15 protein-coding genes are annotated in these 11,443 nt (G+C 69.3%); 6 read left to right on the top strand and 9 right to left on the bottom strand.

Annotated elements, in window-relative coordinates; all coding sequences use genetic code 11:
• The first annotated feature begins 206 nt into the window (after positions 1–206).
• Entirely contained in the window at positions 207–698 is a 492-nt protein-coding gene (locus SACHA_RS0102375; protein WP_019806922.1) for a DUF6932 family protein, read from the top strand.
• The gene (locus SACHA_RS0102370) at positions 692–1,570 is read left to right on the top strand and encodes a hypothetical protein (protein ID WP_028662816.1); all 879 of its coding nucleotides are present in this window, start codon (positions 692–694) and stop codon (positions 1,568–1,570) included. The genes SACHA_RS0102375 and SACHA_RS0102370 overlap by 7 nt, the downstream gene beginning before the upstream one ends.
• A gap of 647 nt (positions 1,571–2,217) precedes the next feature.
• Here SACHA_RS0102370 and thpD read toward each other — a convergent pair.
• From thpD to SACHA_RS0102345, 5 genes are all read right to left on the bottom strand, one after another.
• A complete protein-coding gene (thpD, locus tag SACHA_RS0102365; protein WP_019806918.1) occupies positions 2,218–3,123 on the bottom strand; it encodes an ectoine hydroxylase in 906 nt (301 codons plus the stop codon).
• A gap of 118 nt (positions 3,124–3,241) precedes the next feature.
• Positions 3,242–3,643, bottom strand: a complete 402-nt coding sequence (locus tag SACHA_RS0102360) for an ectoine synthase (RefSeq protein ID WP_007025600.1) — start codon at positions 3,641–3,643, stop codon at positions 3,242–3,244.
• A 58-nt stretch (positions 3,644–3,701) separates the two neighbouring features.
• The gene (gene ectB / locus SACHA_RS0102355; RefSeq protein WP_019806915.1) at positions 3,702–4,955 is read right to left on the bottom strand and encodes a diaminobutyrate--2-oxoglutarate transaminase; all 1,254 of its coding nucleotides are present in this window, start codon (positions 4,953–4,955) and stop codon (positions 3,702–3,704) included.
• A 73-nt stretch (positions 4,956–5,028) separates the two neighbouring features.
• Positions 5,029–5,580, bottom strand: coding sequence for a diaminobutyrate acetyltransferase (gene ectA / locus SACHA_RS0102350; protein ID WP_019806913.1), 552 nt, complete (start codon positions 5,578–5,580; stop codon positions 5,029–5,031).
• Between the two features lie 327 nt (positions 5,581–5,907).
• Positions 5,908–6,498 carry an HhH-GPD-type base excision DNA repair protein gene (locus SACHA_RS0102345; protein ID WP_028662815.1) on the bottom strand — a complete coding sequence of 197 codons (591 nt, stop codon included), beginning with the start codon at positions 6,496–6,498 and terminating at the stop codon, positions 5,908–5,910.
• A gap of 148 nt (positions 6,499–6,646) precedes the next feature.
• Here SACHA_RS0102345 and SACHA_RS0102340 point away from each other — a divergent pair, with 148 nt between their 5' ends.
• Positions 6,647–7,039, top strand: coding sequence for a cupin domain-containing protein (locus SACHA_RS0102340; RefSeq protein WP_028662814.1), 393 nt, complete (start codon positions 6,647–6,649; stop codon positions 7,037–7,039).
• Between the two features lie 213 nt (positions 7,040–7,252).
• On the opposite strand, the gene SACHA_RS0102335 is transcribed toward SACHA_RS0102340, so the two are convergent.
• Positions 7,253–7,762: a mycothiol transferase gene (locus SACHA_RS0102335; RefSeq protein WP_019806907.1), complete on the bottom strand. Its 510-nt coding sequence runs from the start codon at positions 7,760–7,762 to the stop codon at positions 7,253–7,255.
• Positions 7,763–7,810: 48 nt separating this feature from the next.
• Here SACHA_RS0102335 and SACHA_RS0102330 point away from each other — a divergent pair, with 48 nt between their 5' ends.
• The 3 genes from SACHA_RS0102330 to SACHA_RS19910 all read left to right on the top strand — a co-directional run bounded on the left by SACHA_RS0102330 (position 7,811) and on the right by SACHA_RS19910 (position 9,934).
• A complete protein-coding gene (locus tag SACHA_RS0102330) occupies positions 7,811–8,566 on the top strand; it encodes a hypothetical protein (protein ID WP_019806905.1) in 756 nt (251 codons plus the stop codon).
• Complete coding sequence (locus tag SACHA_RS0102325; protein ID WP_019806903.1) at positions 8,563–9,270, top strand: alpha/beta fold hydrolase; 708 nt, start codon at positions 8,563–8,565, stop codon at positions 9,268–9,270. The genes SACHA_RS0102330 and SACHA_RS0102325 overlap by 4 nt, the downstream gene beginning before the upstream one ends.
• 283 nt (positions 9,271–9,553) lie before the next feature.
• Positions 9,554–9,934 carry a hypothetical protein gene (locus SACHA_RS19910; protein ID WP_019806900.1) on the top strand — a complete coding sequence of 127 codons (381 nt, stop codon included), beginning with the start codon at positions 9,554–9,556 and terminating at the stop codon, positions 9,932–9,934.
• A 48-nt stretch (positions 9,935–9,982) separates the two neighbouring features.
• Here SACHA_RS19910 and SACHA_RS0102315 read toward each other — a convergent pair whose 3' ends face one another.
• The 3 genes from SACHA_RS0102315 to SACHA_RS19905 form a co-directional block, all read right to left on the bottom strand.
• A complete protein-coding gene (locus SACHA_RS0102315) occupies positions 9,983–10,330 on the bottom strand; it encodes a DUF5615 family PIN-like protein (protein WP_019806897.1) in 348 nt (115 codons plus the stop codon).
• Positions 10,327–10,689, bottom strand: coding sequence for a hypothetical protein (locus SACHA_RS0102310; RefSeq protein WP_198010081.1), 363 nt, complete (start codon positions 10,687–10,689; stop codon positions 10,327–10,329). Before SACHA_RS0102310 ends, SACHA_RS0102315 begins: the two co-directional genes overlap by 4 nt.
• 157 nt (positions 10,690–10,846) lie before the next feature.
• The coding region (locus SACHA_RS19905; protein ID WP_019806893.1) for an Abi-alpha family protein at positions 10,847–11,443 on the bottom strand (597 nt) is incomplete at its 5' end.

Here is an 11,443-nt window from a genome sequence, read left to right as displayed (position 1 = left end):
ACCCCGCGCGCGGCGACACGGAGGCGCCGGACGAGGGACGCCGCGAGGGGGTGCTGCCGCTCGGCCCGGCCGACTGGCACACCCGCAACGAGTGGCCCGACGAGCAGGACGTCGTCCGGGACGAGGAGCAGCGGCGGCGCGAGCGGTGACGGGGCGGCTGATAAATTGCCTTCCGGTCCTCTTCCGGCAGTGGGTAAGGAATGTGCATGCCGCTTCCGTACTGGACGTCGGAGAACGTTCTCCCGCCCGGGCGGCATCCGGCCGACCTCTCCGACATCTACGAACGTCTGGTGTGGGACGCCCCGCACCGCAATGAGCGGGAGCTGCTGTTCAGCGCGCTCAGCGGGTACCTCGGCGTGGTGTACCGGCTCATCCCGTCGGGGCGGGCCTGGATCGGCGGCGGGCTGCTGGTCCGGACGGCGGAGGTCCCCCGGGATGTGGACGTGGTGCTCATCCCGGACGAGTGGGGCGCGCTGAAGCGGCTCGACGGCCGGGCGCGCTCGGCGTTGTACGGACTGATGACCCTGCGCGGCGTGATCGCCGAACAGCCGGTGACCTACCTCGACCAGGTGCAGCCGGTGAGCGGCCTGCTCGACGGGTTCCTGTGCCGCCCCGGCGACGAGGACACCTGGGAGGCCGTCTGGGCCCGGGGCCCCGCTCCGGGCACGCTCAAGGGGTTCGCGGAGGTGGCCTGGTGAACTTCCGTCAGGTGGCGGACAACATCCCCGGCGGCACATGGCTCGACGACCTGGCCCGGGCCTCGGCGTGGTCGGCACACGCCAAGTTCGAGCGCAGCGCGCGGTCGCCGCTGCTGCGGGTGTCGATGCTGAACTCGTCGCGTCTGGACGCCTACACCTCCTCGGACATCAGCAGAGCACTGCAGGACGCCACCGCGAAGATCGGGCACATCGTCCGGAACCCGCAGACCGAGATCACCTCCGTGCAGCCCGCCGACCGGGAGAAGGCCCCGCTCATCCAGCGTGGCCAGGCGGGCAACGCGATGTTCTTCGGCTTCCCGGAGACCACCGACCCGGACGCGCTGATCTCCGACGGGATCGAGACGCTGTCCGAGCGGGCGGTGAAGGAGCTGTGCGACTTCCTGCCCGCCAACGGTTCCGACGACGGCGCGCTGGACGCGGTGCTGCTGCAGCGCGACACCGTGCGCAACGCGATCAGCGACGTGGTCAACGCGGTCATGAAGAACTCCAGCATCGGCCTGTCCCTGGTGCCGACCTCCGGCGAGGAGGTCATGCGCAGTATGACCACCGAACAGGCGAAGGTGCTGCAGGGCAGTCTGCGGGAATCGCGCGAGGACGTCGGCTACGAGACGGTCACCGGCAGGCTGGACGGCGTGCGCACCCGGCGGCGCATCTTCTACCTGGAGCGCGACACCGGCGCCACCATCCAGGGGGCGGTCGCGCCCGACCTGCTCGACGAGATCAAGGAGAACCTGGACCGCCCGGTCACCACCCGGCTCCGGGTCGTGCGCACCACCACGATCGACGGCCGCCGGGGCAGGCCGGTCTACGAACTCCTGGAGATCCGCTCGGAAACCACCCTGTTCGACTGACCACGTTCATCGGAAAGAGCGCGAAAGCACCGACGACCTGCTCTCCGTCATCGCGAGCGCCGCGTCATGCTCAAGCTCCCCGGCATCGGGGTCGGGGAACAATGCCGACGTGTCCGTGGCGACGAGCGTCCGCGCGCCGCCCGCTGCTCGATATGGATCCGGATCTCCTCGTCCATCTCGTCCGACGTCATGGTGCTGCCACTGTTGAAGACCGGAAGTGGGTGCTTCTCCCTGGGCCGGTCCGACGTCTCCGGGACCATGGTGATCCTCCCATCGAACGGTTTCGCTCCGTCCGCTCGTCCCGGTAGCCGCAGCCTCGGTACCACCCGCCCGACGCGGTAGCGGCGTGTTCTCGTGTCGATCAAGGTCCCGGGACACGGGTACGGCCCCGTGCCACCAGTCCCGATCTGGCGGCGCGGGGCCGTACTCGCGAATTCACACCACACTCGTCGCGAATTCACACCGCCCTCCGGGTGCGGGCCTCACCCCGAGCAAGGAGTCACCCGCGCCGGACGGCGACGATCACCTCGTCAGCCGCGCCGTTGAGGTGCGCACAAGGTAACAGACCGCACCGGGGCGGCGGCATCCGACCCGGCACGCTGTGTGTACCGGGCGAACACGCACCGGAGGGGGCGTCGCCCGGGCGCTCAGCGCCGGACGGGCGTGAAGTCGCGGGCGCCGATGAAGCTCGGCCGCGGTTCCTTCGCCGCGAACGGCTCCACCAGCGTGTTCTCGACGCTGTTGAACACGAGGAAGATGTTCGACCGCGGATACGGGGTGATGTTGTTGCCCGACCCGTGCATGATGTTCGCGTCGAAGAACAGCGCCGACCCCGCGGGTCCGGTGAACTGGTCGATGCCGTGTTCGGCGGCGAGCCTGGTGATGTCGTGCTCGGTCGGCACACCGATCTCCTGCTCCTTCAACGACGCCTTGTAGTGGTCGTCCGGGGTCTCGCCCGCACATTGCACGAAGGTGCGGTGCGAGCCCGGCATGACCATCAGGCCCCCGTTGAAGGGGTAGTTGTCGGTGAGCGCGACCGAGCAGCTGACCGCGCGTGGCCTCGGCATCCCGTCCTCGGCGTGCCAGGTCTCGAAGTCGGAGTGCCAGTAGAACCCGTTGCCCCGGAAGCCGGGCATGTAGTTGACCCGGCTCTGGTGGAGATAGACCTCGGACCCCAGCAGCTGCCGCGCGCGGTCCAGCACCCGCGGATCCCGCGCCAGCCGGGCGATCACCGCACTGATGCGGTGCACCTCGAAGACGGAGCGGACCTCGCCCGAGGCCTTCTCGGTGACCACCCGTTCGTCGGACTTGAGCACCTCGTCCGACGAGAGCCGTTCGAGCTCCTGCCAGTAACCCTGCACCTCGGCGGGCGACAGCAGGCCCTCGATGATCGAATACCCCTTGTCGTCGTGGGCCGACAGCCCGGCCGCGTCGAACGGCCCGTCGTCCGCCCGGCCCCACACGGTCGGGTCCGGCCGCTCCAGCAGCTTCGGCTCGCCCGACGCGATGCGGGTGGGGTACTGGTCTCTGATCCGGCTCTCCGCGAGTGTCACGATGCTCGCCTCCTCCGAATACCGAGTTGTGTCGCGTTCCTACCGTGTAGTGATTCCCCGTTCTGTCGAGTGATACCCGGATGGGTGGATGTTTACCGGACCAGGCCGGTGGCACAGGTCACGAAGCGGCCTCGTCCTCCACCACCAGCGGGTAGACACCGTTCTCGTCGTGGACCTCCCGCCCGGTGATCGGCGGGTTGAACACGCACACCGTCCGCATGTCGGTCTTCGGCCGCACCTGGTGCTTGTCGTGCTGGTCCAGCAGGTACAGCGAGCCCGGGCGGAGCTGGTGGGTCTCGCCGGTGGCCTTGTCGGTCACCTCGCCCTCACCCTCGACGATGAACACCGCCTCGATGTGGTTGGCGTACCAGAAATCGTTCACGGTCCCCGCGTAGAGCGTGGTCTCGTGCACCGAGAACCCGGCCCGGTCCTTGGCGAGCACGATGCGCTTGCTGCGCCAGTTCGGCTCCTGGATGTCGGCCTCGGTGTCGGTGATCTCGTCGAGGTTACGGACGATCACGGATGTCTCCTTCTGCGCGTGTTGCTCCCCGACCGCGGCCGGGATGTGTCGGTGTGGTTCAGCGGCCCAGTACCGAGTCGACGGACTCGGTGATGATCTGCAGCCCCTGCTCGACCTCGGATTCGGTGGTGGTGAGTGCGGGCAGCAGCTTCACCACCTCCCCGTCCGGCCCCGAGGTCTCCATGAGTAGACCACGATCGAAGGCCGCGGCGCACACCTTGTCGGCGACCTCGCCGCTTTCGAATTCCAGCCCGCGGGCCATGCCCCGGCCCTTGGCGACCAGGTTCGCCTCGGGGTACCGCTGCACCAGCTCGGTGAACACCTCGCCGATGCGCGCACCCTTGGCCCTGGTGCCCTTCTCCAGCTCGTCGTCGCGCCAGTACGTGCGCAGTGCCTCGGCCGCGGTGACGAACGCCGGGCTGATGCCGCGGAACGTTCCGTTGTGCTCACCGGGCGACCACACGTCGAGGTCCGGACGGATGAGCGTGATCGCCAGCGGCAGGCCGTAGCCACCGATCGACTTCGACATGCAGATCATGTCCGGCTCGATACCGGCGTCCTCGAAGCTGAAGAACGGCCCCGTACGCCCACACCCCATCTGCACGTCGTCCAGGATGAGCAGGATGCCGTGCTTCTTGCACAGGTCGGACAGGTTCTTCAGCCAGTCCAGCCGGGCCGCGTTGATGCCGCCCTCACCCTGCACCGTCTCCACGATCACGGCGGCGGGTTCGTTCAGGCCACTGCCGGAGTCCTCCAGCAGCTTCTCGAAGTAGAAGAAGTCGGGGTAGGCGCCGTCGAAGTACTTGTCGTACGGCATCGGCGTGGCGTGCACCAGCGGGATGCCCGCACCGCCCCGCTTCATGGAGTTACCGGTGACCGACAGCGCGCCGAGCGTCATGCCGTGGAAGGCGTTGGTGAAGTTGATGACCGATTCCTTGCCGGTCACCTTGCGCGCCAGCTTCAGCGCGGCCTCGACGGCGTTCGCACCGCCGGGTCCGGGGAAGATGACCTTGTACTCCATCGAGCGGGGCTTGAGGATCACCTCGTCCAGGCTCTCCAGGAAGTCCCGCTTGGCGCTGGTGTACATGTCCAGGGAGTGGGTCACCCCGTCCCGGGAAATGTAGTCGATCAGCGCCTGCTTCAACGCCGGATTGTTGTGCCCGTAGTTCAGGGCCCCGGCTCCGGCGAAGAAATCGAGATACGGCGTGCCGTCCTCGGTGTAGAGCCAGCTGCCCTGCGCCCGATCGAACACCACGGGCCAGCCACGACTGTAGCTGCGCACCTCGGACTCGAGCGTTTCGAAGATGCTCACGTTGTTTCGTCTCCTGCTTTCTCGGACGGTGCGCGCACACGGCCACGGCAGGTCGCCGCCCGCGTCCGCGCCGTCACCGTCCTGCTGGTCGCTGCGCAGGCGAAAGGGGACCGATCCGGAAAAGGTCCTCCCGCTCGTGCGCATCCGGGAAGTCATCCTCGGCGAACAACTCCGACCGCACGAGTTCGGCGTTCCACCGCTTGGCGAAGGACTCGAACAGCCGGATCGACGCCTCGTTGTCCGGCGTGATGGTGGTGTCCAGGTACCGCACCCCCTCCTCGACGAGCCTGGCGTACAACTCGTCGAGCAGCGTGCCCGCGAGGCCACGGCCCCGCTGGGACGAGTCGACGGCGACCTGCCACACCAGCGCGGTGTCGGCCGTGGTGGGCCTGCGGTAACCCAGGACGAAGCCCACGACCTCGCCGTCGACCCGCGCCACCACCGACGTGTCGGCGAAATCGAGACACCACAACAGGTAGGCGTACGACGAGTTCAGATCCAGCTTCTGCGAATCACGTGCGATTCGCCAGAGGGCCGCGCCGTCACCCTTGCTCGGCGATTCGATCACGACGGGACCCGTCGCACGATTGTCACTGTCGGCACGCTCGGGGTGCTTTCCGGACATATTCATGCAACATAACAGAGCAGCACCCGCCACTCAGCCCTCACGATCTCGATCAGCGCTGCGACCTGCGACGATGCCGAAACTCGTGTGACGACACCGACAGAACTGTACCGATCAGGGGCAGCAGTGTGCTAGGAGCACAACACGACGTCCGTGCCCGCCTCCCCGGGATCCCCGTTTCTCTCCTCGCGACGGTTCCTCCGCCGTACGGTAGTGGCGATCGGCACAGAACGCGAGAGGCTGTCCGGGTGAGCGTCCTACCGGGTCATTCTGTTACTCCATGTGTGCGACGGGATCACCACCGCGGACTTTTCCGCGTCCGGAATGTCACCTCGCGCCCGATCCACCCGCCTTCGCCCTGGCCTTGGCCGCCTTCTTGGACGCACGCACCTCCTCCAGGGTGTGCCCGTCGACGACGTCGGCGATGGAATGCCGGGCGTCCGGCTCGCCGTAGGCGCCCGCGGCCTCCCGCCAGCCGTGCGGCTCGACACCGAGTTGCTTGCCGAGCAGGGCCAGGAAGATACGCGCCTTCTGGTCTCCGTAACCGGGCAGCGCCTTGAGCCTGCGCAACACCTCGCGCCCGTCCGGCTCGCCCTCGGTCCAGATCCGCTCGGGATCGCCGTCGTAGTACTCCACGACGTACCGCGCCAGCGTCTGAATACGCTTCGCCATCGACCCGGGGAACCGGTGCACGGCGGGCTGCCGGGCGCACACCTCCGCGAACTCCTCCGGGTCGGACTCGGCGATGCGGTGCACGTCGAACCCGCCGAGCCGGTCGGAGATCTTGTTCGGCCCGGCGAAGGCGACCTCCATCGCCACCTGCTGATCCAGCAACATGCCGGTGAGCAGCGCCATCGGGTCCCGGCTGAGCAACCCGTCGGCGTCGGGGTCCCCGGTGAGATGCAACGTCGCGCGCATGCCGACATCGTCGCACGCGCCCGGCACCCGGGCAGACGGAGACAGGGCCGGGTAGCGGTCGTCGACACCCACGACCCGCTCGTGGTCGGTCACGCCGATCGGGAGATCGCGCTGACCTGCCCGGGCCGCTTCAGGCATGATCGGGACGATGAGCACCGAACCGACCAACCTGGCGGCGGCACTGTCCGCGTTCGACCAGCTGTGGAGCCCGCGCGTCGTGACCACGGTCAACGACTACGACGTGCGGGTGGCCAAGGTGGCGGGCGAGCACGTCTGGCACGCCCACGACGACACCGACGAGTTCTTCCTCGTGATCGACGGCGAGCTGCGCATCGCCCTGCGCGAGCCGGACGGCGAGCGGACCGTGGTACTGGAGAAGGGGTCGGTGTTCGTCGTCCCGCGCGGTGTGGAGCACAAGCCCTCGTCCGAGCACGGCGCGTCGCTGCTGCTGTTCGAGCCGTCCGGCACCTCCAGCGTCGGCGACCGGCACGACGAGATTCCCGACCACGTCGACGCCACGACCGGCCACGCGCTCGACTGAGAACGAGGGTTCGTGACACAGCTCGTCCAGGCCCCGGCCGGCTCCTGACCGCCGGTCCTCGCCCACCGGCCGAGGTTCGTGGCATCGGTGCCCGACGTGGGCGGACACGGGGATGAAGCCGGCCTCCGACGACGTCGAGGCGAACACCCGGCGGGTCGCACGCGAAGAGCCGCGACGAGCCGGTACCGGCCGCACCGACACGGCTGTCGCCGTTCACCGGCGCAGGACGAGTCCCCGGAGGAACGCGGCCTGTCCGGCGTGCTGCAGGTCGTCGGCGATCACGCTGACCAGCCGCACGCCGAGTGTGACCGGCGGGTCCCACATGTCGTCGATGACCACGTCGAGGTCGCCCTCGTCGAGGCGTCCGAGATAGGCGACGGTCTGTTCGTACACCGCGTCGTGGTACCCGGTGAGCAGCGCGGGCGAGTCCACCCGCACGGCGGCGACCCGGTCGCTGGTGTGTCCGAACCCGGTGTCGTCGGTCGGCAACGACAGCGCGAACCGGTCGGCGAAGCCCCGCGCGGTCCAGACCTGCTCGGCGCCGGCGACGTCGGCGACGTGGTCGTCCTGCACCCGGGTGAGGTGCCACAGCAACCACGCGATCGTGTTCGCCTCGTGGTCGAGGCGGTGGTTCAGGGCGTCGGCGTCGAGTCCGTCCGCGGCCTGCGCCACGGCCTCCCGCACGCGCCCGTATCCGTCGAGGAGGATGTCGATGGCGTTCATGGGGGGATTCTGTTCGCTCCCGGGGGGCTTCGCTGGGATCATCACCCCGTGGCACCACCGCAGACGCCGCCGACTCCCGCGGAGTTCGCCGAACTGGCCCGCTCCGCGCCGCGCCTGTGGACCACGGTGCGGTTCACTCTCGTCCGGCGCGCGGGTGAACCGGCGCCCGCCGATCGAAGCACGATCCCCGAATGGTCGCCGGACCGGGCCACCGACGGGGTGCGCGCCCGGCTGCGCCGCCCGGACGCGCTTCGGGTGGAGACGCGGGACGGAAGCCCGCTGCAGGTGACATTCACCCCCGGAAACGCCGAGCGCGACGACGAGCTGATGTTCCAGGATTACCACTGGGTCGCGATGCTGAACCCGGTCGAGTTCGCCAACGGTGAACACGAGGACATGGGGGAGGGAGACCCTCTGCAGTTCGACGATCTCCGCGCCGTGCAGCACCACGGCAGGCCCGCCTGGCAGGCCGACGTGCACCCCACCGGCTTCTACGCCCCGCGCTGCCCGTGCTGCCCGTTGCTCTTCTCCGCCGAGAGCGAGGACGTCGACGGCGACGACTCGGAGTGGCTGCTGCGCAACCGGTACCCGGAGTTGCGCTACCCCGAGGCGCACCGCGTGCGCCTGGATGTCGCCACCGGCGTGTGCGTCTCCACCGAGGAACTCGGCGGCTCCCGACCAGGCAGGGGACATGACGTGCGGATCGAGGCGGTCGACGAGTCGATGCCGGATACGCTGTTCACCCGCACCACCCGCCGCCGACGCGGGCCGTGGTGGCGCCGGAGACGGGAGGGAAAGGCGTGACGACGTTCGTCCTGCTGCCGGGAGCCGGATCGGCCCCGTGGTACTGGCACCGCGTGACACCGCTGCTGCGCGACTGCGGCCACGACGTCGTCACCCCCGACCTGCCCTACGCCGACGACACGGCCGGGTTGCGCGCGTACGCCGACACCGTCGTCGAGGCGATGTCCGGACACGACACGCCCGTGCTGGTGGCGCACTCGATGAGCGCGTTCACCGCTCCCCTGGTGTGCGAGCGGGTTCCGGTGGCGCAGCTGGTGCTGCTGGCGCCGATGATCCCGGCACCCGGTGAGACAGCGGGACAGTGGTGGGACAACACCGGGCAACCACGGGCACAACGGGACCTGGCGGTGCGGCAGGGCCGCGACCCGGACGCCGGATTCGACGTGGCGGAGCTGTTCCTCCACGACCTCGACCCCGGACTGGCGCGGCAGGCACTCGAACTGGGCGAACGCGGACAGTCCGCCACCCCGTTCGCCGAGCCGTGGCCACTGGACTCCTGGCCGGACGTGCCGACCCGCGTCGTGTCGTGCACCGACGACCGGATCTTCCCCGCCGACTTCCTCCGCCGCCTGACCCGTGACCGCCTCGGCCTCGATCCCGAGGAGATCCCCGGCGGCCACACCGCGATGCTCAGCCACCCGCACGAACTGGTCGAAACCCTCCTCACCCCGACCGCGAGTCGCGGTTCCCCGCCCGCGAGTTGACGTTTCATGCCCATGAGTTGACGTTTCGAGCGCGCGAGCCCACGACCGTACCGCCGCCGTGCCCACTGGGGCCGATCCGAAGCCTCGGCAACGCAGTAAGGATCTAGCTACTCGCGGGTTCGCGACGTCAACACGCGGGCACCGGGCGGCGACTCGCGAGAATGCTGGGAAGGCCCGATCAGGTGGGTACCTCTTTTGTGTCCTTTACGGACGGTAATTGTCGGGGGGTGCGCGTAGCTTTCGACGTCGTAGCGCACGCACGACCATTCGGGAGGTAGGGCGCATGCAGGAGCGGACCCGGTCCGGCAAGGACACCGCACGCCAGGGCGCGACACCGTCGCATTCCCCCGCCGCGCACCACTGGCACGCCCTGGACGACCTGCTCGCCGAGATGTGCGAACGGACCGGCGGACGTCTCGAAGACCTGCACGACCGAGGCCGCGGGATACTCGAACACTGCCGACCCGACCCCGCACTCCCCGTCGCCGACGTCCGGAGCGGGAACGCCACGCCGGTGTGGACGCACGTCCACCGGGTCATCGGCTCCCTCGCACACCTGGAGGACGCTGCCCCGGACGACGCCAGGGCGATCCGGGCCGTCAGCGCGGACGTGTACGCGCTCGCCGAGCGACTGGCCGTGTTCCCGGCGGAGCCACCCACCTGAGCCGGCCCGGCCCGGGCTCCGGGTAGGCCGCCGAGGCAGCACCGGGTATCAGGTGAGCCAGGCCGTGTCGTCGGCAGCAGGAATGGTGTCCTGGTGAATCGCCTGGTCCAGTGCACTGACCAACCGGGGAACACCGTTGCGGCTGCGTGGCCAGCGTCGAGGATGGACGAACAGGACTCCGGCGTGCCGAGTCTGTCGCGCCAGCATCGCGAAATCCCGGATGTTCTCCGTGACAACGCACCGCTGCGCAGTGGTCGCGGCGTCGAGCACGGTCGAGTCGTCGGCACCGACCAGCTCCGGTGACGCCGCCACGGCCACCACATCGTGGCCTTTCCCGCACAGAGCGTCGGCGAGCGCCGGAGGATACATTTCGTCGAGAAGCAGCGCTGTGGTCACGAAGCACGACTCCGGGGCTGCAACAGTTCGCGCTCCGCGAGCCAGGCCGCCTCGGCCTCGTCCGCGGCCTCCCGGTTCGCCGCGATCCGCTCGTCGACCTCATCGCGGTACGCGGCGTAGTAACGCACCGCCACCCACACCGTGCGGCGGGCCAGCCCCAGTGCCTCCGCGGTCGCTCCCACCAGAGCGTCCTCAGCCAGTTCCGGCTCGTCGGACCGTGTCGCGTGCAGCGTGTCGATGACTTCCCACACGTCCGGGCCGCCTGCCAATCCGGCACGTCGGCCGGTAGGCCCGGGCCGGAAAACGATCCCCGGGTGCTCCTCGGCCCGCAGAGCCTCGTCCACGAAAACATTCGTCAACGACGAGGCTGAGGTTCCCGGATGAGCGCGCGCATACCGATCAAGGCGGCGAAGCACGGCGTCATCGAAACGCACTGACCGAGGAGCACTCATGACTACAGTGTAGCAAGAGGTGTAATGGGTGTCCGGCCTACGTAACGCTGATGATGCGCTCGGATCACCCGCCCCCGACGCGGTCGCCCTCTCCGGAGCCTTCCCGCTGGGACGGGGGTGGTGGGACGTCCCGGTCCGGAGCACACGCCTGCCAGAAGCGCGTGCCGAGGTCGGTGATCCGCACGGTGCGCCGGGTGAAGCCCGTACGGGACGCCCGCCCGGTGGCTTCGACCACCGTCTCGTCGGTGACGAGCACGTCGTACTGGGTGTCGAGCGAGCGGTCCTCGTCGCTGATCTCGGCGAGGCCGAGTGCGTGCAGCCGGGTGACGTAGGCGGGCACGTGCCCGGGCAGGGCCACGCCCGCCACCTTGCCCACGGTGGAGGCGCCGCGCAGCAAAACCCGCCCGGTACGGCCGAACGCGGACCGTGCGGTGACGTCGAGTACCGGGAAGGGGGTGCCGTCGGCGAGCACGGACAGGATGCGGGCCTCGTCCGGGGCGAGCTGGGCGAGCACCGTGGCGTACAGGTGCTCCCGTGCGCGCGTCTCGTCGGTGGAGGGGTCGAGCAGATCCGCCATCTGCCGCCGCAGCCGGTCGGGCGGGGAGGCCGGCAGGGACACCGCCGTACGGCCCTCGCCGCCTCCGGCGTCCGCCGTGGCCCG

It is taken from the genome of Saccharomonospora halophila 8 (genome assembly GCF_000383775.1).
Classification (GTDB): Bacteria; Actinomycetota; Actinomycetes; order Mycobacteriales; family Pseudonocardiaceae; genus Saccharomonospora; species Saccharomonospora halophila.
Note: the sequence above shows the minus strand (reverse complement) of the source record. Positions and strands in the feature narration are given on the sequence as shown.